Origin of the sequence: Caballeronia sp. LZ043 (assembly GCF_031451075.1) — a bacterium.
Taxonomy (GTDB): domain Bacteria; phylum Pseudomonadota; class Gammaproteobacteria; order Burkholderiales; family Burkholderiaceae; genus Caballeronia.
Map to the genome: position 1 here is coordinate 904,823 of NZ_JARUXT010000002.1, position 22,532 is coordinate 927,354.

Annotated in this window: 14 protein-coding genes, 6 pseudogenes and 1 other annotated feature; of the genes and pseudogenes, 14 read left to right on the plus strand and 6 right to left on the minus strand. The window is 60.1% G+C overall.

The window, feature by feature from the left end; translation table 11 throughout:
- Positions 1-402 precede the first annotated feature (402 nt).
- From QCE64_RS17625 to QCE64_RS17645, 5 genes and pseudogenes are all read left to right on the plus strand, one after another.
- Positions 403-972 (plus strand): carboxymuconolactone decarboxylase family protein, encoded by a 570-nt coding sequence (locus QCE64_RS17625; RefSeq protein WP_310005094.1) that lies wholly within the window; start codon positions 403-405, stop codon positions 970-972.
- A gap of 61 nt (positions 973-1,033) precedes the next feature.
- Positions 1,034-1,162 carry a hypothetical protein gene (locus QCE64_RS17630; RefSeq protein ID WP_310005096.1) on the plus strand — a complete coding sequence of 43 codons (129 nt, stop codon included), beginning with the start codon at positions 1,034-1,036 and terminating at the stop codon, positions 1,160-1,162.
- A gap of 15 nt (positions 1,163-1,177) precedes the next feature.
- Positions 1,178-1,810: pseudogene (locus QCE64_RS17635) on the plus strand (enoyl-CoA hydratase/isomerase family protein); the annotation flags it as partial.
- Positions 1,811-1,848: 38 nt separating this feature from the next.
- Entirely contained in the window at positions 1,849-2,520 is a 672-nt protein-coding gene (locus QCE64_RS17640) for a peroxiredoxin-like family protein (protein WP_310005097.1), read from the plus strand.
- Between the two features lie 74 nt (positions 2,521-2,594).
- Positions 2,595-3,311 (plus strand): SDR family oxidoreductase, encoded by a 717-nt coding sequence (locus tag QCE64_RS17645; protein WP_310005799.1) that lies wholly within the window; start codon positions 2,595-2,597, stop codon positions 3,309-3,311.
- Here the strand turns inward: QCE64_RS17645 and QCE64_RS17650 are convergent.
- Positions 3,288-3,935, minus strand: a pseudogene (locus tag QCE64_RS17650) (substrate binding domain-containing protein); the annotation flags it as partial. The gene QCE64_RS17645 and the pseudogene QCE64_RS17650 sit on opposite strands and share 24 nt — an antisense overlap.
- Before the next feature lie 473 nt (positions 3,936-4,408).
- Here QCE64_RS17650 and QCE64_RS17655 point away from each other — a divergent pair.
- Positions 4,409-5,643, plus strand: a protein-coding gene (locus QCE64_RS17655; RefSeq protein ID WP_310005099.1) for an IS3 family transposase whose coding sequence is annotated in 2 segments (ribosomal slippage) — positions 4,409-4,700 and positions 4,700-5,643 — 1,236 coding nt in all. Because the reading frame shifts where the segments join, the coding sequence is not laid out codon by codon here.
- Positions 4,690-4,806 (plus strand) — a sequence feature (AL1L pseudoknot). (Overlaps the previous gene by 117 nt.)
- A 1,642-nt stretch (positions 5,644-7,285) precedes the next feature.
- Positions 7,286-8,217 (plus strand): annotated as a pseudogene (locus QCE64_RS17660) (IS3 family transposase); the annotation flags it as partial.
- Positions 8,218-8,261: 44 nt separating this feature from the next.
- On the opposite strand, the gene QCE64_RS17665 reads toward QCE64_RS17660, so the two are convergent.
- From QCE64_RS17665 to QCE64_RS17675, 3 genes and pseudogenes are all read right to left on the minus strand, one after another.
- Positions 8,262-9,500, minus strand: a complete 1,239-nt coding sequence (locus QCE64_RS17665) for an IS256 family transposase (protein WP_310005101.1) — start codon at positions 9,498-9,500, stop codon at positions 8,262-8,264.
- Between the two features lie 542 nt (positions 9,501-10,042).
- Entirely contained in the window at positions 10,043-12,412 is a 2,370-nt protein-coding gene (locus tag QCE64_RS17670) for a PAS domain S-box protein (RefSeq protein ID WP_310005104.1), read from the minus strand.
- A 1,058-nt stretch (positions 12,413-13,470) separates the two neighbouring features.
- Positions 13,471-13,992: pseudogene (locus QCE64_RS17675) on the minus strand (NAD(P)H-dependent oxidoreductase); the annotation flags it as partial.
- A gap of 652 nt (positions 13,993-14,644) precedes the next feature.
- Here QCE64_RS17675 and QCE64_RS17680 point away from each other — a divergent pair.
- The 5 genes and pseudogenes from QCE64_RS17680 to QCE64_RS17710 form a co-directional block, all read left to right on the plus strand.
- Positions 14,645-15,235 carry a helix-turn-helix domain-containing protein gene (locus QCE64_RS17680; RefSeq protein WP_310005106.1) on the plus strand — a complete coding sequence of 197 codons (591 nt, stop codon included), beginning with the start codon at positions 14,645-14,647 and terminating at the stop codon, positions 15,233-15,235.
- A 102-nt stretch (positions 15,236-15,337) separates the two neighbouring features.
- The gene (locus QCE64_RS17685) at positions 15,338-15,679 is read left to right on the plus strand and encodes a tyrosine-type recombinase/integrase (protein WP_310005108.1); all 342 of its coding nucleotides are present in this window, start codon (positions 15,338-15,340) and stop codon (positions 15,677-15,679) included.
- 90 nt (positions 15,680-15,769) lie between these two features.
- Positions 15,770-16,054, plus strand: a complete 285-nt coding sequence (locus tag QCE64_RS17690; protein ID WP_310005110.1) for a hypothetical protein — start codon at positions 15,770-15,772, stop codon at positions 16,052-16,054.
- Positions 16,051-17,043, plus strand: a pseudogene (locus QCE64_RS37935) (tyrosine-type recombinase/integrase). Before QCE64_RS17690 ends, QCE64_RS37935 begins: the two are co-directional and overlap by 4 nt.
- Before the next feature lie 89 nt (positions 17,044-17,132).
- Positions 17,133-17,374: pseudogene (locus QCE64_RS17710) on the plus strand (transposase domain-containing protein); the annotation flags it as partial.
- Between the two features lie 765 nt (positions 17,375-18,139).
- Here the strand turns inward: QCE64_RS17710 and QCE64_RS17715 are convergent.
- Both QCE64_RS17715 and QCE64_RS17720 read right to left on the minus strand, forming a co-directional pair.
- Complete coding sequence (locus QCE64_RS17715) at positions 18,140-19,063, minus strand: ABC transporter substrate-binding protein (protein ID WP_310005118.1); 924 nt, start codon at positions 19,061-19,063, stop codon at positions 18,140-18,142.
- A gap of 43 nt (positions 19,064-19,106) precedes the next feature.
- On the minus strand, positions 19,107-20,279 hold the full coding sequence (locus tag QCE64_RS17720) for an FAD-binding oxidoreductase (protein WP_310005119.1): 1,173 nt from the start codon (positions 20,277-20,279) through the stop codon (positions 19,107-19,109).
- A 232-nt stretch (positions 20,280-20,511) separates the two neighbouring features.
- Here QCE64_RS17720 and QCE64_RS17725 point away from each other — a divergent pair, with 232 nt between their 5' ends.
- Both QCE64_RS17725 and QCE64_RS17730 read left to right on the plus strand, forming a co-directional pair.
- Complete coding sequence (locus tag QCE64_RS17725; protein WP_309834396.1) at positions 20,512-21,261, plus strand: IclR family transcriptional regulator; 750 nt, start codon at positions 20,512-20,514, stop codon at positions 21,259-21,261.
- Between the two features lie 74 nt (positions 21,262-21,335).
- The gene (locus QCE64_RS17730; RefSeq protein ID WP_310005121.1) at positions 21,336-22,487 is read left to right on the plus strand and encodes an alanine racemase; all 1,152 of its coding nucleotides are present in this window, start codon (positions 21,336-21,338) and stop codon (positions 22,485-22,487) included.
- Positions 22,488-22,532: the final 45 nt, after the last annotated feature.

A 22,532-nucleotide genomic window follows, 5' to 3' on the forward strand; every position in this document is an offset into this window, starting at 1 on the left:
CCTGCGCCTTGAACTCCTCGCTATAGCGTTGTCGACGACGACGCTCGGGGAGTGATTCCGATTCGATAGTGTTCACGTGTCCGCTTATTCGTTAGGTGGGCACGATACTCCCAAGCGCCTCGACCAAACTCAAGACGGATTGGCTGGCCGCTTACGGTCTTCCAGCACCGCTCGCAACCGATGGCCGAAATCCGCACAGAAACCGACATCCGACAATGCGGCTTGTGGCCTGCGCTAATCCCGGTATCGCGCGAAGCAACGTGCGTCGGACGCCACGACACCGCACACTCGATACGACAGTCCATTCCATGAGGGAATAACTTCTATCACCGTCGCCTGTCTTCTTGCAGCGCGGCCGCTGCCCGATCATTTGTTCACCGTCAACCCACTGAGGAAACAACGATGAACAGCTTCAACACCTACACGATCGACACCGCACCGGCCGAATCGAAACCCCTGCTCGAAGGCACGAAAGCCGCCTTCGGCTTCGTCCCGAATCTGCAGTCTTTTATGGCGGAATCGCCCGAGCTGCTGGCCGGCTACTCCGCGCTCTGGGACCTGTTTTCAAAGAGCACGCTGACGCCGCACGAACAGCAAGTCGTCTATCTGACGTCCAACTTCGAGAACGACTGCCACTATTGCATGGCCGGACACAGCACGCTCGCGAAAATGATCAAGATGGACCCGGCCGTGATCGGTGCGCTGCGCGCCGGTACCGCGCTGCCCGACGCAAAACTCGAAGCGCTGCATCGCTTCACAACCATCGTGGTGCGTGAACGCGGCTTCGCGTCCGATTCCGAAGTCAACGCTTTCCTCTCCGCCGGCTATACCCGCCGCAACGTGTTCGAAGTGATTCTCGGCGTCGCGACGAAGGTAATGAGCAACTACACGAATCACATCGTGCATACGCCCTACGACGCGTTCATGCAGGGCAACGAGTGGACCAAGCCGCAGACGGCTGTCGCCGCTTAAGCCGCTTCCGGAAGCCCGCGGGCTTCCGGCATCCCCGACAAGCCTGAGCAGAGGAACCGCAATGTCCACGTTCCACCGCTACAAAACCGCCTACCCCAACGCCCAGTTGACCCGCACGCCGGACGGCGTGCTCGAAGTCCGCTTTCGTACCGCCGGCGAGAAGCTTGTCTTCAACGGCCATACCCACTAGCAGTTCACCGACCTATTCCATCAGATCGGCGAAGACCCGGAAAACCGCGTGGTCATCCTGACCGGCAGCGGCGACGCGTTCATGGACGCGATCTCGCCGGACGGTTTTGATTTCTTCATCCCGCGCGGATACGACAAGATCTTTCGCGAGGGCCGCAAGATCCTGATGAACATCCTGGACATCGAAGTCCCGATGATCGCGGCGCTGAACGGCCCGGTCCTGCTCCATTCGGAATACGTGCTGTTGTGTGACATCGTGGTTGCTACGCCCGAGACGGTTTTCCAGGACATGCCGCATGCCGCCTTCGGCATCGCCCCCAACGACGGCATCCATCTGCTTTGGCCGGAAATGATCGACAGCATTCGCGGCCGGTACTTCGTACTCACGCAGCAAAAGCTCGATGCCAACGAGGCGAAGACGTTGGGTGTGGTCAACGAGATCGTCCCTGCGGACCGACTGCTGGATCGTGCGCATGCGATCGCTTCGGCCATCGCGAAGCAGCCGCCGCTTACTACCAAATACACGCGCATCGGCCTCACCCAGCGGCTGCGTCGGGTGATACACGAGGGCATTGGCTACGGCCTTGCGCTCGAAGGCATTACCGCGGCCGAGTTGGCCCGTATGGCAGCGGCGCAGCCCGCGGCCTGATGAGAATCGCTTACTTTCTTATATCGATGGAGAACGACATGTCACTGCAAGAAAAACTCAATGCATTCAAGGCGGACTTCAAAGGCGGCAAACCGCCGTACTACGCACCGCCCGAGATTCACCCGATCATGGAACGCGCCACCGCCGAGCTGATTGGGAGCGGCCAGGCTAGCCGCGCAATCAAGGCTGGCGATCGGGCGCCGAGCTTTACGCTCCAGGATCAGGAGGGCAACGACGTGTCGTCGGCTGACCTGCTGCGTCGCGGTCCGCTCGTCATCACGTTCTATCGCGGCGTATGGTGCCCGTACTGCAACATTGAGTTGCAGGCGATCAACGACGTGCTGCCTCAGATCGAAGCCTACGGTGCGAACGTCGTCGCGATCTCGCCGCAGACCGCAGTGAACAGCCGCAAGTCGGTCCGGGATAACAAGCTCGGCTTCCCGGTACTGAGCGATGCGAATGGCGATGTCGGAGCCGCATTCGGCCTGCGCTTCGCGCTGCCCGACTATCTGATTGATCTCTACAAAGCGCTGAAGAACGATCTGCCGGCGTTCAACGACGATCCGTCATGGACGCTGCCGATGCCGGCGCGCTATGTGATCGACCAAGACGGTGTCGTCCTGTATTCGGAAGTCAATCCCGACTACACGCATCGTCCCGATCCGGTCGACATGTTCCCGGTGCTGGAACGCGCGAGCGCGAAGGTCTGAGCGAACGTTGCAGCTTGTCGGCCGCCCTCGGGCGGCTTCTGTTTTCCTATCCTCTCATCTTCACAATAACCAACATGACAAAACGCACTTTTCTCGTGACGGGCGCCACCAAAGGCATCGGCCTCGCGCTCAGCGAGCGTCTCGTCGCGGCGGGGCATCAGGTCGTCGGCATTGCTCGCACGCAGGCGGCGTTTCCGGGCGAACTGCTCACGCTGGATCTCGCCGATCGCACCGCGACCCGCACGGCACTCGATGAACTGACACAGCGCTACCGGATCGACGGCATCGTCAATAACGTCGGACTGGTCCGGCCGCAACACGTCGGAGAAATTGATCTTGATGCGTTCGACGAGGTCTTGTCCGTGAATCTTCATCCGGCCATCCAGGCGGTGCAGGCATGTCTGCCAGGCATGCTCGAACGAGGCTGGGGGCGCGTCGTCAATATTTCCAGTCTAACGATTCTTGGCATTACCCAGCGTACCGCCTACGCCGCTGCAAAAGCCGCGTTGGTAAGCTTCGCCCGCAGCTGGGCGCTTGAACTGGCCACGACGGGCATTACGGTCAACGCTGTCGCGCCTGGACCCACCGAAACGGAGCTGTTCCGCGCCAACAGCCCACCGGGAAGCGAGGGCGAGCAGCGCTATCTGTCGGCCGTGCCGATGCGACGCTTCGGCAAGCCGGACGAGATTGCCGCAGCGATCGCATTCCTGCTTTCCGATGATGCCGGCTTCATCACCGGGCAGACCCTCTTCGTCGACGGCGGTGCATCAATCGGCAAGGCCGGTATTTAAGGGCATGACGATTTTCGAAGCAAAGAGACCCTCAACAAAATCGACGAAGGCGCGCGCCTTCGTCGTCGCCATTCGTCCCGACGGAAAGACGGCCCATACATCGACGCCGGGCAGCGTCCAGTCCGTCAGCACGGCCTGCACTGAGCCATCCGCGAGTTCTGGCGCAAACATCCATTCAGATGCGACGGCAAGACCTATGTTTGCTAGCACAGCCGCGCGCATCCCTTCGGCGGCGCTGACGCGCACGCGACCCGACACGGTGACGGCTGCTTCAGTGCCGTCTGCGTGACCGAATGCCCACGAATCGCCGCCGCTGCGCATCGCATGAACGATCGCCCGATGCTGGCTGAGATCAGCTGGCGCATGAGGCATGCCATGCCGTGCGAAGTACTCACTGGTGCCGACCACCAGCCGTCTTCCGCTCACGACACGACGAGCGGTCATCCCTGAATCGTCGAGCCGTCCCATGCGCAACGCGACGTCCACGCCTTCTTCGAGCAGATCGATCGGACGGTCGTCCATCACGACCTCCACATCGAGTTTCGGGTGTTGATCGAGGAACGCGCCAAGCGCGGGGATCACATGGAGCCTGGCAAAAGTGACGGCCGCGCCGACGCGCAGCCGCCAATATGGCGCACTGCCGGGCGTTCGTTCACAATCTCGACGGCGTACTCGAAGATGACTCGCGGATGCGAGACCACGGCTGGAACGCCGCGGACTTACTTGCCTTCGCGTACGGTTGACAGCAGCAAGTGTGACAAATCCTGGCACGCAGAATTTCAGAATTCGATCTAGCGGTCAGATGACGCGTCGCCAATGCTGGAGTGGCGGCGGTCGCACGGTGCACTCTCACTGTTCAAGTCTTGGCCCGTCATCGCTGGCGGGCTATTTTCATAGCGTTCAAGCAGATCGATGCGCTCGTCAATGAGCCGGCGATGCTTGGTCATGGCATTCAGCGCGCCTGGAAAGGTCGCCAGTGTTTTGTCAGCCGTGTCCGTGTTGTGGCCGCCCGCTGAAGTCTGTCGATGATTTCACCCTGGCGCACGATATGAACCGCCCCGGATTTTGTGGAGGCTCCAACTCTTGAGAATGGAGCCATGAACAAGAAGGCAACGAAGTTTTCCCCGGAAGTCCGGGAGCGCGCAGTGCGCCTCGTGCGCGAGCAGCGTAGCGAACATCCGTCGACGTGGGCGGCGGTCGAGTCGATTGCGCCGATGATCGGCTGCACGCCGCAGACACTGCACGAGTGGGTCAAGCGCGACCAGGTCGACCACGGTGAGCGCGATGGCGTGACCACAGACGAGCGCGAGCGCCTCAAGGCCCTGGAGCGCGAAGTCAAGGAGTTGCGTCGTGCCAACGAGATTCTCAAAGTCGCGAGCGCGTTTTTCGCCCAGGCGGAGCTCGACCGCCGTTTCAAGTCCTGAAGGCCTTCATCGATCAGCATCGCGACACCTTCGGGGTCGAGCCGATCTGCAAGGCCTTGCGGATTGCCCCGTCGGGTTACCGACGCCACGCCGCGCAGCTTCGTGATCCGTCGCGGCGCTCTGTTCGCGCCATCCGCGATGAACGTCTGCGGCCGGAGATCGAGCGTGTGTGGCAGGCCAACATGCAGGTCTACGGCGCGGATAAAGTCTGGAAGCAGATGAACCGGGAGCGTATCGCGGTGGCGCGCTGCACGGTCGAACGGTTGATGAAGCAACTGGGCTTGCGCGGCGTGATGCGAGGCAAGCGTGTTCGCACGACTGTCCCTGATGCCATAGCCCCGCGCCCACTCGATCGGGTCAATCGCCAATTCAGGGCGGCACGGCCGAACCAGCTCTGGGTTTCGGATTTCACCTACGTTTCGACGTGGCAGGGCTGGCTGTATGTGGCCTTCGTGATCGATGTGTTCGCTCGCCGTATTGTCGGCTGGCGCGTCAGCTCCTCGATGACCACTGATTTCGTTCTGGATGCACTTGAACAGGCGCTTTACGCGCGACGCCCGGGCGACGACGGAACCTTGATACACCACTCGGACAGAGGGTCCCAATACGTCAGCATTCGCTACAGCGAACGGCTGGCCGAAGCGGGCATCGAACCGTCGGTCGGCAGCCGGGGCGACAGCTATGACAACGCCCTGGCTGAAACGATCAACGGCTTGTACAAGGCTGAACTGATTTATCGCCGCACCTGGAAAACGCGGGAATCCGTGGAACTGGCAACCCTGCAGTGGGTGGCCTGGTTCAATCATCATCGGTTGATGGAACCCCTCGGCTATATCCCGCCCGCCGAAGCTGAGGCAAACTACTATCGGCAACTTGAAACAGCTGCCACTGAACCCGCATCAACTTAAACCAACCAGCCTCCACGATTCCCGGGGCGGTTCAATACGCGCGCGTGCTTGCGCCATGTCAATGTCCGCCTCGGCTAGATGCTGCTTCTTGTCTTCAAGGGTCATGACTGTGTTCCGCTCAATCATAGTTGGACGCAGGATTCGAGCAGATCATGGGGCTGTCGCGCGTGAGCATACCCAATTGGCGCAGCCGCAGTGCCTTGCATTTCGACCCGCGCCGCAATCTCGCCTTTCTTTGCGGCTGGATGGGGGCGGCACTGAACCCCGTTCCCTAAGGCGCATGTTCCGTACTATTTGCTCATGTCCAAGTTTTGTCTATAATCTCATCTGCGCCGGTCGCACGGCGCTTTGGAAACCTCGGAAGTTTCAGGCCCGCCGATGCGCGGGCTTCTTTTGCTTAAGCATGTCTTAAGACGGTCTCCCCGACAATAATGAATCGTTCGATTGTCACGGCTATGGCATCGGATCGCGATCCGCCATCCCGATAATCAAAATCATGGGAATCGTGCAATATTGCGTGAGTTGCGGAGGGTCCTTTATCCGTGACAACGTTCTGCCCGCTGACGACTACTGTCCTGCCTGCCAGTCCCCGATGCTATTGGCCATCGCTGCGGCGATCAGATTGACGCAAGCAGCTAACGATCCGAGCAAAAGGGAAGGCGGTACGCCTGAGGATGACGGCGGCTCCGATTGAGCGTGCTTAGACATTCCAGTAGCGGGGCGATTAGCAGCCTGCGTGACCACCTTGGAGTGTCATGCAGCGGATCGGTTTGAGAGCTTAAAATCCAACGGTCTATTCCGCGAACGCGCCCATGAAAACGCTCACCGCCGAAGGCACTGACGTCCGTGAAGTGCTCGTGCGCCCGATGTTCCAAAACGTTTACCAACTGAATTCCGCCAGTCTTGCGGAAATTTCAGCGTAATCTTGGTCGGGTTCCCACGGGCATTGTGGCTAGCTGAGCGAATCCGGGCTGGCGCCGATGTCAGGCTGCTGCCTGCTGCAGATTTCGTTATTAATGCCGTTTCGCCGCTTTGAGCATGATCGTTGCTGCGTGGGACTGTGCGACGGCAGAGAGTCGCGATTTGCACGGTGCCGCAATGAAGGAATTAGACGTCTTGTTCTTGGTCGAGTCGCTCAAGCGGCGGCTACGCTTTTCGTCGGAATGGACGAGCATGCAACTGCGCAATGAGGTTGTGTGGATCGCCGATCAAGCTGAACGATGGTTGGAGCCAACGAAGGAGTTGCACTACGGTCTGTTGCTCGTGCGGTCCATGGCGCTCGTGGGCAGGCCGTTGGCAGCATTGCAGCGGGTTGAACGGGTGACGATCGACCTCGACGCTGCGAAGATTGAGGGTCGCTGCTGGCGCGCTGGATCGTCGCATGGGCGACTCTACAGAGCGCATATCTTCGGATCATTTCAGCTGACTTGCAGTCCGTGCGGAATGGAACTATTCGCAGTTTGCTTGATAGTGTGAAACATGGACCGCCCGACTGACCGTAACCGACTTTCAGGCATTGACCGCGATCGCGCTTTGCCGGCGTGCAATTGACAAAGCGCATGATGAACACGCTTGTTGATGTCCACGCAGAACTGACCCACCGGGGGTGCGGACAAAATCTTGGACTACCTGGAGGTAGTCCGTGTACTCGTACGAAGACCGCATTCGAGCAGTCAAGCTTTATCTAAAGTTGGGCAAGCGTATCAAGGCGACCATCAGACAGCTGGGCTACCCGACAAAGAATTCTCTGAAGGCGTGGCATCGCGAATACGAACAGTGCCATGATTTGCGAACCGGCTATGTTCGTGCCGCGCCGAGGTATTCGACCGAAGAGAAACAGGCTGCCGTCGATTACTATCTGAGCCATGACCGATGTGCTGCTGCGACCTTGAAGGTTTTGGGCTACCCAGTCGTGGGACGTTTGCCAAATGGATCGAAGAATTGTGCCCTGAGATCGGAAAGCGTATTGTCGGCAGAGTGGCTGGCAGTGTACCGAAATCGCGCGAGGCCAGGCAGGCGGCGGTCATTGATTTGTGCACCAGACACGGAAGCGCAAGTATGATTGCGCAGAGAGCGGGCGTGAGCAGGCCTCTGCTGTATAACTGGAAGAACCAGCTACTTGGTCGGGAGGTTCCCGCATCCATGAAGCGCCCGAAGAAGTCAGCACCGAACCTTGAGCGTGCGGAGCTGGAGCAGCAGGTCAAATCGCTTCGACGCGACATCCGCAAGCTGGAGCTCGAGCGCGATATCCTCAAGAAGGCGAACGAACTGGTAAAAAAAGGGATGGGCATCGACCCGCATCTCCTGAGCAACCGGGAGAAAACGATGCTGGTTGATGCCCTGAAACAGACCTATCCGTTGCCAGAACTGTTATCCGCCCTGATGCTTGCCCGCAGCTCCTACTTCTACCACCGTGCACGTCTGCTTATCGCTGACAGGCATGCTGACGCGCGTCGCGTGATGGCAGACATCTTCGAATGTAATTACCGTTGCTATGGCTATCGTCGAATCCGTGCGGCGTTGAGCCGGCAGCAGGTATTTATCTCAGAGAAGGTTGTGCGACGTTTGATGGAGCTAACGTCAAGAGTGGTGTATGAGCAGCATCGTGACGGTCGATTTCAAGCGGCGAGTTTCTGCTGAACCGGTCGATCGTCTTGCACCGGTTCGCCGTCCTTGAAGGGAACGCCTTCGAGCAACAGCTTGATCTTTTCTGGTCCGTTGATGCGGCGCCAGGCTTTCTCCGCCTCTTCGATCAGCTTGAATGCCAGACCGAGGAAGGTAGGCCGCGACACGCAGTTACGCGTACGCGTCGTTCGATGACGTACCGTCGCGAACGTCGACTCGATCGCGTTGGTCGTCCGCAAATGCTGCCAGTGCTCAGCGGGGAAGTCGTAGAATGCCAGCAGGCTCTCGCGATCCTTTTTCAGCGTCTCGGTTGCCCTCGAATATTTCGCCGAATGAATCGACACGAAACGGTCGAAAGCGGCGTACGCGTCGGCTCGTGTGGCAGCCATCCAGATCGCCTGCATGTCCGCCTTTGCGCGTGCTTGTTGCGACTTGGGTAGTGCATTGAGCACATTGCCCATCTTGTGAAACCAGCAGCGCTGGCCGCGCGTCGCTGGAAACACCTCTTGCAGAGCCGCCCAGAAGCCCATTGCACAATCGCCGACGGCCAGCCGTGGACCCGCTTGCAAGCCCCGCGCTTTCAGATCAAGCAGCAGCTCAAGCCACGATGCCTTTGTTTCCCGATACCCGTCACCGATCGCCACCCGCTCTTTGCTCCCATCGGGCTTCACGCCGATGATCACCAGCAGGCATTGGCCATCGGAGTTCTCGCTGCGCAGGCCGGTGTGTATGCCGTCGACCCACCAGTAGACGTAGTACGACTTCGACAGGTCACGCCGGCTCCACGCGGCATGCTCGTCGGCCCACTGCGCCTTCAACCGACTCACGACATTCCCCGACAAGCCCTTCGCGTCTTCGCCGAGCAGCACACGCAGCGCCTCGCCCATATCGCCTGTCGAGATGCCCTTCAGATACAGCCACGGCAGCGCCGCGCTAACACGGGGCGATTTCCTGACGTACGGCGGGACGATCGATGAATTGAACTTCACCCCTGATCCTGATCGATCGCGTACCTTTGGCATCCTCACGGGAACCGGCCCGGCCGCCGTCAATACCTCGCGTTCGGGCAAGTAGCCTTTGCGCACCACCGCACGTTGCCCATGCAGTGTCTTCACGTTCGTGAAGCGTTCAAGCAATTCTGCCAGCTCCGCTTCAATCGCTTGCTGAATCACTTGCTGCGCCCCTTGGCGGATCACAATCAGATTCTCAGCCGAAACCACCACCGCCTTCAATTTCCCGCCTCAACTGCCCTAACCCGAAAGGGTGCAGACTTCCGCGTGGTGCAGTTGTCGCAGGTCCACGTTTGAGATTCATCGAGGGGAAGCTTGTGAGAGACCGGTATCGTCACGGTTCAGCGCCCTTCGTCTCAGCGATGAGACGAATCAACGATGTGATGCTTGCGAAGGGCTCGTGCCGTTAGCGAGACTGGCGTCAGCGCGACGCTTAATGCTGTGCTCGAGCGCAGTGCGGTGAAAGTCGCATGCTGCGTTCTTCGGGGGCCCCGTCGTCGTAAGACGGTGGGGCTACCCACTACCCAACGCGGATCAAGGACTCGCTCGGCTCTCTTAGTCCGGTCGAATACCGGCGCAGTCACGGAATCGCGGCATAAATCAGTCCAAGAATTTAGCCGCACCCCCCAGTGTCATTTTTGCATCGGCGCTAATATCTAGCTGCGCACAGCAACTGCGACGAAGCGTCCACATGGACGGCAGAGCGCAGCGCACGGCTCAGTCGTCCCGTCCTGCCTGCGTCCTTCCTGGTGCCAGCACCCCCGTCAAGCTTTATCCTTCCGCGCTTTACGAAGCGCTGCCTCCAACTGGTCGACTGCATAGGGTTTGCGAAGGCTTTGCCAATGAAAGTCGCCTGGGTTGATGTCTTGAACGGTATCGCCGGATGCGAGGATGACCGCTATGCCCCTGTGCACCGTCGCGATGCGATGAGCTAGCTCGATACCGGAAAGGTCGGGCAGGTGCACATCGGTGAGAAGCACGTCGAACGGGGCCTTGTCGAATGCGTCGAGCGCGGACTGCGCGCTGGACGCGATTGTCGGGCAATGCCCTAACATTCGCAGCAGTTCGCTTACCGCATCGCGCGTCGGCTCGTCATCTTCTACAACTAGCACACAAAGAGCTATGCGCTCCGCGACTTCCGACGTGCTTGCGGAGAGAGCGTCTACGCCGTCTTTCAGAGGCAGTCCCTCGGAGCCCAAGACCTGTCGGACTTTGGCCGCGAGCTCCTTGCGGCCGTATGGCTTGCTTATGAGCTCAACGTTGGGATCCAGGCGGCCGCCGTGAATGATTGCGTTTTGCGTATAGCCCGAGGTGAAGAGAACGCGCAAATGTGGCTGCAGTTGAACGGCACGTTTTGCCATTTCAGGACTCTTCAACGTTCCCGGCATCACGACGTCTGTGAAGAGAAGGTCTACGTGAACGCCACTGCTGAGCACTGCAATCGCCTGGTCAGCGTTGTCTGCCTTCAGAACGGTGTAACCAAGGTCGGTAAACATCGCGGTCACAGTCGCTTGAACCTTGATGTCGTCCTCGACTATAAGCACTGTCTCACTGCCTCCTATGGCGGGAGCGTTGAGTCTAGTTGTTGTTTCGCGTGCTTCGGCGGACGTTCGCGGCAGGTAGATGCGTACTGTAGTGCCGTGCTCAAGCTCACTGTACATCCGGATGTGTCCGCCGCTCTGCTTCACAAAGCCGTATGCCATGCTTAGGCCCAGTCCAGTTCCTTGACCTTCAGGCTTCGTGGTAAAGAACGGGTCAAACGCCTTCTCGAGCACATCGGCCGACATCCCGCTTCCAGTGTCAGTCACGCCAAGCATCACATATTGACCAGCCGGCACGTCCGACAGCGAGCGCACGTAGTCGTCGTCAAGCAGCGCGTTCGACAATTCGAGCGTCAGCTTGCCGCCGTCGGGCATAGCATCGCGCGCGTTGATTGCGAGATTCAAGAGGACGTTTTCAAGCTGATGTACATCTACGAACGCATTCCAAAGACCGCCGGAGACCACCGTCTCGACCTCGATGGTTTCTCCTAGTGCTCGACGCAGCAGGTCATCCGTGCCGCGGACCATAGCTGCGAGGTTCACGGGCTCCGGCCGAAGCGCCTGGCGCCGACCAAACGCCAGCAACTGCGAGGCGAGCGTTGCGCCGCGTTCGACCGCCTGGATCGCGTTTCCGAAACGCTCCATTGACCATTGATCCCGGGCGCAACGGGTTTGGAGCAGTTCGAGATTGCCACGCAATACCTGCAGCACGTTGTTGAAATCGTGGGCTACGCCTCCTGTCATCCTGCCGATCGCCTCCATCTTTTGCGCCCGAAAAAGCGCGGCTTTTGTATCCTCGAGGAGCTTGTCGGCTTCTCGCTTCTCAGTGACGTCTCGAGTAATTTTTGCAAATCCAAGCAGGTCGCCGGAGTCGCCGCGAATCGCATCGACGATTACGTGGGCGACGAATCGAGTCCCGTCGCGGCGCACACGCCATCCTTCTGATTCGAAACGTCCATTACGGGCTGCAATCTCGAGTGCACGCTGCGGAAGGCCGGCGGCTGCGTCTTCTGGCGTGTAGAACCGGGAAAAGTGCGAGCCCATTATTTCCTGCGCGCTGTAACCCTTGATGCGCCGTGCGCCGTTGTTCCAGTTGGTGACAAAACCGTCTGGCGACAGCATGTAGATCGCGTAGTCGGAAACGCCGTCGACGAGTAATCGGAATCGTTGCTCGCTTTCGATTACCGCCTCGTGAGCCTTCCGTTTCTCGCTCTCGTCGCGTACCAGTTTTACGAAACCAACTTGGGTGCCGCTTGTATCTACGAGCGCAGTTGTCACGACGCTCGCCCACAACACCGATCCGTCTTTTCGCTTACGCCAGCCCTCGATCGTGGAGCTACCCTTTTCTCGCGCCTGACGAAGTTCGGCTTCAAATGCCCCTCGATCCTTTGGATCATCGGGCAGCAAGACGGTCGAACGCATTCCGATGATTTCGTCAGGGCGGTAGCCATAGATGACCTCTGCTCCGACGTTCCAGGTCGAGATAAAGCCATCGGGCGTTATGGCGAATACTGCGAGCTCGGTGACGGACCTGGCCCACTCCTTTATCCGATACTCAGCGGCGGGACCATCTGGATTCTTGGTGCGAGACATGTTGTGCAATTTTTTTGTTCAGGGACGTCGTCAATTGTACAAGCGCGAGCGACAAGTCAATCGCGTTGCCCGGAAGTTGCCCTCCTCACCGCGAGTTAAGTGCGTTCTGTTCCTTCCGCGAATTGCCAGATCGAAGAGCATCGATCGGTAACGACCTCATACACCAGCGCAACGTAGCGCCACACGGATGATCAAACCCGAATGCATGAACGAAGTTTACGCTAGCGCGCCCATTGACGGACCCGGGGATGGTTTGGCAACTAGCTACCGTTGCGGCATGTTTCCGTAAAATACTTTATAAAAGACGTCAGGAAGTAAGCTCGACATGCCCCCTTTGGAGGCCTTCATACATCGTGCGCTCAGTCCACAATGCGGGCCGAGGCGGCGAAGCCGGGCGCACCGATGGATTCGGCGCGAGCCCGCGTATCGAGTCCCTTCGAGGCATGCTGGGGAGGGTATGGGCGCTCATCTTGCTTGGCTCGCAGGAATACTCTTCGACGCACTAGTATGAAAGCGACAGTCTGGGACATACCTATTTGCCGGAAGGGCATGAAGAGGTCCATCGTTTCTCGTTCGAGTTACACGACGGAAGTTCTGCTGCTCCCGTCCGCGAATCCATTTCGTTGCGTACCGCTCGTGTAGTGGTCGCGCATTTACAAGATGGTAACGCGCTGATTCAAATGTTCCGCGCTATCGTTAGTAGCGAGCCGGCGAGCTACGATGACTTGATCGGCCGGAGCTTTCAGGATGATTTCATCGAAAATGGACCGAGCGATCGTATCGAGGACTCACCGCATTCGCAAAACGCCGATCGCTGAGTTGAGGTTGATTACACCGCCCGCAGCAGGCAGTGCGCGGCCACTTGCCGCTCTTCGTCGGGACCATCGCGCGGTCATTCAAGCAGCTGCTGCTCCCCGAATCGAACGACGGCCGAGGGCGGCCGCAATGGCACTTGATATGGCGACGGCGCTGTAACCGGGACGTTCGGAAAAATCCGATGCGCTCGTGGTGAGCAACCAAATGCAGGCGTAGGGACGTGCCGTGGCCTCATGTTCTCTTGCCGCAGCGCTTTCCTTTCGTTCGGTATGACGGTATACCAGGTAGGGCTGATATAACGAGTGCGCAGCATGAACTTTACCAGCTCTTCCATTCGACGGCGACCCGATCGAAGTAGGCCGAGGGTTTCATCCGGCCGGCTTCATCGAACTGCATGACCGCCTTGGCCACCGACGACTGGTCCGATGGTCAGCATGCGCATCCAGCGTCCGAGCGTGCGCATCTGGTTGACGGCGTTGAACGACTGCGAGCCGCCACTTATCTGCGTCATCGCGAGCGTTTTGCCCGCGTCGGCCGGACCGCGCCGACCGATAACGGACTCCAGCCGATCTGCGCCGTCAGGATGCCGGCCATCGCGCCGCGGCGCTCCGGCGAGCACCAGAGCATGCCTTCCGACCACTCCACCAGGTCTCGCAGTTCGGCCACCTTTGGGTGAAAGTCTGGCGCATCGTTGGACAGAGGCAGGCGCTTCGGTTAAACGTCGGCACCTCGGCGCCCATAGCCGTCAGCAGACGTGCGACTTTTACGACTCGCTCCCCGTGGAACTGGGAGACCGACCAGCGCATCGTACTCCTTCGGTTCGGCCGCGACGGTCCCTCGCATTAGTTCGTCAAGCGCCGTGCGGCCGGCAAGTTCGCGGGCCAGAACTCGAGCGGGGCAAACCGAAACTTGATACCGACCTTAAAAACCCTGCTCCGTCCACGTCAAAAATCAACGAGCGAAGCTCAGGGCCCCATCGGTTGCGGGTTGATGCGCCGCGATCGCCGCAAATCAAGGCGAAAGGTGAGTTCATTGCAAATAGCATACGTCGGACCCAAAGACGCTCGTCGACGGAATGACCCAAACTTGGGGCGTACGTATAAAACCCTTTTCGCAACTTACTAGAATGTCATCAATGGAAATGCATCGGCGAGGGGTTCGAGTGCAAACGCCAGAGGGCGCGGACGACGCCGAAATTATCGTCAGGCCACGCACCGGTGGCGGCTTCCAGGTCGGATTTCCGTCGTCCACGGGGTTCGCATCACGACGGAGGGATACGGAACAAGAAGCGCTCGCCTTAGCGCGGTCGTTAGGTCCTGACATGCAAGTGCGCTTTCTTCTGCCGCTGATGGTGTCGTGCGGGAATGGTCATGGGCTGACAGGCCTGACTGAGATCGCGGCGATTTCCGATTAACAATGACGATCATCGTTGTGTTCCAAAATGAGGGAAGTGTCGGCCACGAGTGCGCAACTCAAGCCCTACGCTCGATCGACCTCGAAGTTTGCGAGGATGATGTATTCGTAGGCGCTTCTTCGGCGGCGACGCCCGCACGCGAAAGGCCGACGTTGCGATGTGTCATTGATCGACTATGGCCGACCGACATCGTTGTCGTTTTCGATTTGGCGTCTCTCGGCAACGGCTACTGTGACGTTCTCGATACGTTACGGATGATCGCGGAGAAAGGCGCGGCAGTAGCCTGCCTCAGCCGGACAGATGCAGGATGGGCAGTCGTTCGACACGAAACGTTGCTCGCCGCGCTCACTTTAGTTGCGGACCTAGATCGAAAGGTCAGAACACTACGAGCGAGAGACGCCTCTCGGCGGTTGCGTGACCTTGGAGCGAAACTCGGTCGCCCTGAGTCGCTGAGCGCGGAATTGCAGCGTCAGGCGCTCGATGCGTTGGCAGCAGGAAGCACCGTCTCGGACATCGCCCGCGCCTTGAACACATCACGGCAGACAATATTGCGACTTCGCCGATCGCGGAACATAAGTGAGGGCGACTCGTGAACCGTCGCACCCACGCAACTCGTTGCTCATGATGGTGGGTGCCTTCGTGGGGCGCAGCTCAGGGGGCGGCGTTTTTCGCAGGTAAGAGGATTCGCCAGATGGATGAACGTCATTGACAGTCGAAATCAAGTTCCACCAGCAGGACTCCCGAGCGCCCGCAGACGGCGCAATGCTCCGCATATTTACACTGAGAATGAGATTGCTTTGCTAATGACTCAGGCCGCCCAATTGCGCTCCCGCACCGGCATGCGAGCACTGACCTATTTGACGCTCATAGGTCTGCTCGTAGCAACCGGCCTCAGGCCAAGTGAAGCGCTTCGACTCGACCGATCTGACGTTGACCTCGTCAGCGTGATAATCTCCATCCGGGAATCGAAGTTCGGGAAGTCGCGCTTTGTTCCTGTCGCAAAATCAACCCGGACGGCACTCGAACATTATGCCTAGAAACGCAATCAACACTGTCCTTTACCATTGAGCGAGGCGTTTCTCGCCAATGAGCGCGGCAACCGACTGAAGGCCTGCAGTGCACGAAGCATGTTCGTCAGAATGTCGCGCGCCATTGGTCTGCGATTGGCGACGGAGGATGGGCGCGATGGCTACGGCCCGCGCCTCCAGGACTTCCGGCATACCTTCGCGACTGGGAGGCTGGTCGAGTGGTATCGCGCCGGTCTGGACGTCAGTCGGAAATTGCCGAAACTTGCCACCTACCTCGGGTATGTCAACATCGGTCTTACGTACGGGTACATCCAAGCGGTTCCTGAGTTGCTTGAACTCGCTGCAGGCTATCTCAACAAGAATTGTCCGGGAGAACGGCCGTGAGCGCCGCCAGTCTTCCCTCCCTGGTTCAAAGGTTCGTTACCCAACGCCTGCTCGAGCAGCAAGGTCTGGGTTCGCATACGGTGGCAAGTTACCGTGACACGTTGCGGCTGCTGCTAGCGTTCGCTACGAAGCATATTGGGCGCGCGCCGTCAAAGCTGCGAATCGAAGACTTCGACGTGTCGTTGATCGAGAGATTCCTACAGCGCCTCGCACATGGCAGAGGCAATTCGGTGCGGACACGTAATACGCGGCTTGCCGTGATGCATGCCTTCTTCCGGTTCGTCGCCGTCAGCAAACCAGCGTTGTACCTGCAGTGTCAGCGCATTCTTGCTATTCCTTCTAAACGTTGCGAACACGGCCCTGGTGAGTTTCTTACAGAGAGCGAAGCAGCCGCTCTCGTAGAGGCGCCTGACGTACGAACATGAATCGGCAACCGCGATCGAATACCGCTTCTCGTAGCGGTTCAAACGGGTCTGCGCAACAGCGAATTGACCGCGCTCCGGCGTCAGGATGTGATGCTCGGCACAGGCGCCCACGTTCGTTGCCTTGGCAAAGGCAGAAAGATGAGATGCACGCCGCTGCGACCGGATGTCATTGCCGTCCTGAAAGGATGGCTGTCGTATCAACCAGGCGAATCAGGTGATCCGGTCTTCTCTAGTTCGCGTGGCGGTCATCTCACTGCCGATGCCCTTCAGCGACTCGTGTCGCGCAACGCCGAAATCGGGAGCCTCTCGTGTCCCTCGCTGAAGAAAAATCCGTAACGCCTCACACGCTTCGACATGCGGCGGCGATGAGCTTGTTGCATCACGGCGTAGACCTATCCGTGATCGCTCTGCCTCGGGGCACGAATCCTCCGAGACTACTCAGATCTATTTGCTTGCCGACATGCAACTCAAGGAGCGCGCGCTCGCGCACGCAACAGCGAGTGGCATCGCATCAACACGCTACAACCCCCCCAGACCCGCTGCTCCTTCCTGGAGGCTCTCTGATAATGCGGACAATCCGACCCAACGTGGAACCGGGATCCACCCAATCGTTCTGTAAGTTGATTCATAACGCGGGATAATCGGGGAGTCGGCATAACTGGGTGGAAAACGAGATCCGCCCATGGGCCATCGGGAGGGCCAACTGGTTCGCCGGCTCACTACGGGCAGGCCAACGCGCTGCCGCCATCATGAGCCTGATTCGATCAGCACAGCTCAACGGACACGACCCACACGCCTCTCTGAGGACATTCTCACGCGGCTGCCGACACATAATGCCAGCGGCATCTTGGCATTGTTGCCGCATCGCTGGCAACCGACGTTGATCGCCGATTAGCCCGACCCATCAAGATGGGTTCGCTGCGCGCTTACGGATCACCCCACGAAGTCTGCATTGATCGATTCAGACAGTCGTTCGTATCGCCGTTCCGGCCAACCTGAACTAACCGAGGAGTCGTCTTATGATGAAGTGCCGGGATGCGATGGCTTTAGATGAGTTGCAGCGCACGCACAAGGCCCGTTGGACCGCGACCGCCGTCGACGCCACGCACATCAATGCATGCAAGGTGGCTTGCACTCTCGGCAACGCGTGGTGCATGCTCAGTGTGTCTCGATGCACATGGAAGTGGCCCAAAATCTTGCTGCAGGCCAAGCATGTGAGGACATTGATTGTCGAAGGCTGAGACCTCCCTGCGTCGCGGGAAACTCCACACCGCCGGCAACTGTGTGGATGATTGTGTGCGGCCAGTTTCAGCCGCTTGCGAGAGCCCGCGCACGGTCGCTCGAACTGCCGTCCAATCCAGATAAGAGATGTTCTAGGGCCGAATACCAAGCCCAAGAGTGCAGGACACTATCTGCACGATCATAGTGATCAAGAATGGCCCTTCGAACGACTCGAGCAGGGCGAACGCCGCCAGACAATCCATATCCGCGCACTTTCGAGAAGACATAGCCGCAGAGACAGGTCTGACTGGCAGGTGAGCGGCCTGCTGTCCTTCGAATCCGCTTTTCCCGACTTGCTATCCGTCCATGCTGGCTTCCGCGAGGATGACTGCCGGCAGCGCATCGAAAGGGAACGACATCTCGTCGGATGATTCAAATCCTACAACTTCGCGTCGTTGATCGGGAACGTGGGTCTCGAATCTTTAGTCGACAGGCCCCATTTCTTGAGCAGCATGCCGTACACGCCGTCCTTCTGCAACTTGCGCAGTGCCTGCTGGACGGCGGCCGCCATCTGCTTGCCTTTCTCATCGGTGCCGAAGCCAATGCCATACGGCGCGATGTAGTTGAAGTAGACGACTTTGTACTTCTCAGGAAATTTGCTGGCGTTGTAGTTCGCGACTGGAGAGTCCACCCACGCAGCGTCGCTCGCCTTGGTGGTCAGTGAGAGCAACGTCATGTTCGTGTCGGGATAGGTCGCGAGTGAAAGTGGCTTTTTGCCTTGTGCTACACAATTTGCGCTGAGCTTGTTCGCTTCCTCCACGGTAGCGGTGCCGCGGGGCAATGCGACTTGCAGACCGCACAGATCGTCGAGCGATTCGACCACGAGGTTGCGCGACGGCGACGCAACGATGGTTTCGCCGATATTCAGATAATCGACAAACGTGACCATGTTGTGTCGCGACGGGAAGTCCGCCAGCGAGAGGAGGACGTCGAAGCGATTGGCCGTGAGTCCGGGGATCAAGGCATCGAACGATGTCTGCGTGAGTTGCAGCTTCATGGCGAGCACGTCGGCGGCGGCGGAAAGCAGATCCGGAGTGAAGCCTGCGATGTTGCCGTCGTCGTTGATGAATTTGACCGGTGCGACATCCGGATTCACCGCGACGGTGATGGTCCCCCGCTCGCGATAGGCCTTCGGCACCAGCGCCGACAGCGCAGTGTCGGCCTTGATGCCGGGAACCTTCGGCGCTTCGTCCGCGTGCGCGGCGAAGCCTGGCGCAAGCGTGGCCGCTGCCGCCATGGCAAGCGAGACAGCGAGCAAGGTGGGACGCCTGGGCGGCTTGGATTTCGGAGCGTGGTCGTTCATCGTCGTGGTTACGTGGGGGTGGAGTGAAGACCGCGAAAGGCAGTCAGTGTGCGGCGGATGATTCGGTTCGTGCGTGGCCGGCAGTGAAGCGCGACAGCGCAAAGGGCGCCAGCTCGGGCGCGCGCACGCCGCCGAGAACTTCGTCGGCCACGGCGTTGGCGAGATACGGTGCAAGCGTTACGCCGCTATGCGTCGTGACCGCATAAAGCCGGCGCGATGCATCGAGCCAGTCGGCGATGGTCAGGCCATCGTCGGTCAGCACGCGGTTGGCGATGCCCACTGTCTCGACGCAGGTGTCGCGCAACTTCGGAAAGAGGCGCTGCGCACGCGCGTGAAACAGCTGCGGCAGCGACCAGATGTGCGGATCGTTGCGGTCCCAGCTGCCGCCGGTCGGGTGATCGGTGAAGACCACGCCGCGGCCGCGGTCGGGCCGGATGGAGATGCCTTCGCCGCGAATCACGTGCGCCACGCGAGCCAGCGTGGGCGCGGTCGTGCAAAGCAGTCCGACGGTCGGAGAATGCGGCCCGCGCGCGGGCGATGCCGGGCTGGCAAGCGGCGCGACCGGTTCGAGCAACGGGTAGTCGCGCCCGAGCGTCGCGGCGAGCGCGCGCACGCCATTGCCGGCTGCCAGCACGACGTGATCGGCGTGATGGATCGTGCGCTCGTGGCTTTCGTTGATGGTCACCACGCCGGTCTTGTCGAAGCCCGTCACCGTTTCATGCGGATGAAAGCGTGCGCCGAGCGCGACGGCTGCCTGGATCAGCTGGTCGCACATGGCCGGGACATCGGTCCAGCCCTCGCGTGCGAACCAGCATCCGCCGACGATGCGCGAGACATCGAGGTCCGGCTCCAGTTCGGCGATCTGCTGGCGCGTGAGCATCTCGGCCTGATAGTCCCGCGCGTGATGGCGCCGCACTTTCAGCGCGACGCCGGCGAGGTCGGCGTCATCGGCGATCAGCTCGATGCTGCCTGTCTGGTGAAACCAGCTTGCACCGGGAATGCGCCGCATCCAGTCTTCATGCGCATCGAGCCCGCGCAAATGGAGGTCGCCCCAGCATGCGGGCAGCTTCGTGTTGGCGTTGACCCATCCAAAGCTCGGCGTCCCCGACGGCGAGGCGGACACGATCGTGACCTCCGCGCCGCGCGCCGCAAACGCGTATGCCTGCGCCGCCGCGATGACGCCCGCGCCGACGATGATGACTCTTGCGCTTCCCATTTCAGCCTTTCATGTCGTTGGAAAAGTGCTTGCTGCACAGTGCGGCGAGCACGCGCGTTACCATTATTTAGTCATTGCAATTCAATGAGTTAAATAAAAAACTGCACATGGTGCAATCGTCGATGCAGATCCCATGAGCTTGTTGTACCATGTCAAAAAGCGTACGCGCAACACGTTCTCACCTTCGTGCATGGTCTTCCGTATGCCTCGTTCAACTTCCTGTGCATAACGCATGAGTCAAAGCCTCGATCGCGGATTGGAAATTTTGAAGTCGCTGCTGAGCGCGCCGAAGACCGTCGATGAAATCGCCGCGGATCTCGACGTCCATGCGACCACGGCCTTCCGCCTGTTGAAGGTGCTGGAAGAGCACCGCTTCGTGAAGAAGATGGAGAACCGGCAGTTCTGTCTGGGGCCGGCGTTTCTCGGACTGTCGTCCACCTTCATGGGCAACAACATACTCATCGAGGTCGCGCGGCCATTCATGGTGCGTCTGAACTACCGCACCATGCAGGCCGTGCATCTCGCCGTGTTCGACGCCGGCGAGGCCATGTATATCGACAAGCTCGAAGCAAAACACGGCTTTCGCACCCATTCGCGCATCGGCCTGTCCGCGCCGATGCATGCCTCCGCCATCGCCAAGGTCATCCTCGCGTATCTGAAGAAGCGCGAGCGGGACGCGCTCGTCGAGTCCATCAACTACGAACGCTTCACGCCCGCCACCATTCACACGCGCGAAGCCATGCGCGCCGACATCAATCGCACGCGCGAGAACGGTTATGCCACCGAGGTCGGCGAGCAGGAACCCTACATGAACGCCATCGCCTTGCCGATCCTGGATCCGGCCGGGCGCCTGCTCGCGGGTCTGTCCGTATCGGCGCCGGCGCCCGTGATGCCGTTCTCCGACCTGCTCGAACTGCTGGACGACGTCACGCTGACCTGCAAGGACATCGCCTCCGAACTGCTTTCGCGCGACCAGCCCTGACGGCCTCGACGCCCCAGGACGCGTGCCGCGCTTCCGCCATCCCCGTTCGCTCATCATCTTCGGAGCCTCTGCTCATGACAGCCCATGCGTCATCCTCGTCCGTTCACGCCGGCCATCCGGCGTCGCCGCAGCAGCCCGCCCTCAAGCACGCGCCCGCGTGGGCCAGCGATCTGCCGGACGACGTCCCCACACCCGCGCTCATCGTCAGCGAGGCGGGCGTGCTCGCCAATCTGGGACGCACCGCGCAGGCCTGCGGCGGCGTCGGGCGGCTGATGCCGCATGTGAAGACTCATCGCGCGCCGTGGATCGTCCGCTTGCTGCTCGAACAGGGCGTCACGGCCTTCAAGGCGGCGACCGTCGCCGAGGTCGCCATGACGCTCGAGGCCGGCGCGCGGCATGTCGTGTGGGCCTATCCCACGGTCAACCGGGCAAACCTGCACGAATTGCTGGCACTCGCCGCACGGCATCCGGAGGCGCGTATCGCCGCTCTCGTCGATTCGCTGCACGGACTGCGCACCTGGTCCGAACTCCTTGCGCAGAAGACCGTGCCGAACCTGCATCTGATCGTCGACCTGGACGTCGGCATGGGACGCACCGGTGCGTCGCTTGCCGACGGCACGGCGTTCACGCTCGCGTGCGAACTGCAGGCGCTCGGCTGCTTCGGCGGCTGGCATGCCTACGACGGCCATATCCATGACCGCGATCCGGCGGTGCGGCGCACCCGCGTGCAAGAAGGCATCGAGGCCGTGCAAGGGCTGCTGGCGCAAGCCGGCGCGCGCGGCCTCTCGACGCAACTGATCGCGGGCGGCAGCTACAGCTTCGACGTCTGGCCGCGCGAGCTCGCCACGTTCGTGTCGCCGGGCAGCTTCGTGTATTCGAGTTCCGAGCATGACGCCGACCTCGCGCCGCTCAGCTGGACGCCGAGCGCCTACGTGCTTGCCACGGTGATCTCGCAGAACGGCGGCACTGTCACGCTCGACGCGGGCGCGAAGGCCATCGCGCCGGACAAGCCCTTGCGCGAACGCTTCGCGTGGCCGGGCGCGATCCGTCTGATGAGCGAGGAGCATGTGGTCGTCGAGAGCGCGGGGCAAGGACTGCGCGTCGGCGACCAGGTGATGCTGATGCCGCGTCACGCCTGTACGACCGCGTATCTGTTCGACAGCGCCGTCGTGCGTGCGCGGGATGGCGGCTGGGACGTGCGGCCCCAGCTCGGCAGCCGCCGTTGACGGCATGCGGGCCGCGCCGGAAGACGCGGCCCGCATGACAGGCCT

Excerpts from the sequence above, each read along its gene's own strand:
- QCE64_RS17685 (WP_310005108.1), top strand. The coding sequence starts at position 15,338 with ATGAACGTCATTGACAGTCGAAATCAAGTTCCACCAGCAGGACTCCCG.
- QCE64_RS17645 (WP_310005799.1), top strand. The coding sequence starts at position 2,595 with ATGACAAAACGCACTTTTCTCGTGACGGGCGCCACCAAAGGCATCGGC.
- QCE64_RS17730 (WP_310005121.1), top strand. The coding sequence starts at position 21,336 with ATGACAGCCCATGCGTCATCCTCGTCCGTTCACGCCGGCCATCCGGCG.
- QCE64_RS17630 (WP_310005096.1), top strand. The coding sequence starts at position 1,034 with ATGTCCACGTTCCACCGCTACAAAACCGCCTACCCCAACGCCCAGTTG.
- QCE64_RS17625 (WP_310005094.1), top strand. The coding sequence starts at position 403 with ATGAACAGCTTCAACACCTACACGATCGACACCGCACCGGCCGAATCG.
- QCE64_RS17680 (WP_310005106.1), top strand. The coding sequence starts at position 14,645 with ATGACGATCATCGTTGTGTTCCAAAATGAGGGAAGTGTCGGCCACGAG.
- QCE64_RS17720 (WP_310005119.1), bottom strand. The coding sequence starts at position 20,279 with ATGGGAAGCGCAAGAGTCATCATCGTCGGCGCGGGCGTCATCGCGGCG.
- QCE64_RS17725 (WP_309834396.1), top strand. The coding sequence starts at position 20,512 with ATGAGTCAAAGCCTCGATCGCGGATTGGAAATTTTGAAGTCGCTGCTG.
- QCE64_RS17670 (WP_310005104.1), bottom strand. The coding sequence starts at position 12,412 with ATGTCTCGCACCAAGAATCCAGATGGTCCCGCCGCTGAGTATCGGATA.
- QCE64_RS17690 (WP_310005110.1), top strand. The coding sequence starts at position 15,770 with ATGTTCGTCAGAATGTCGCGCGCCATTGGTCTGCGATTGGCGACGGAG.
- QCE64_RS17715 (WP_310005118.1), bottom strand. The coding sequence starts at position 19,063 with ATGAACGACCACGCTCCGAAATCCAAGCCGCCCAGGCGTCCCACCTTG.
- QCE64_RS17640 (WP_310005097.1), top strand. The coding sequence starts at position 1,849 with ATGTCACTGCAAGAAAAACTCAATGCATTCAAGGCGGACTTCAAAGGC.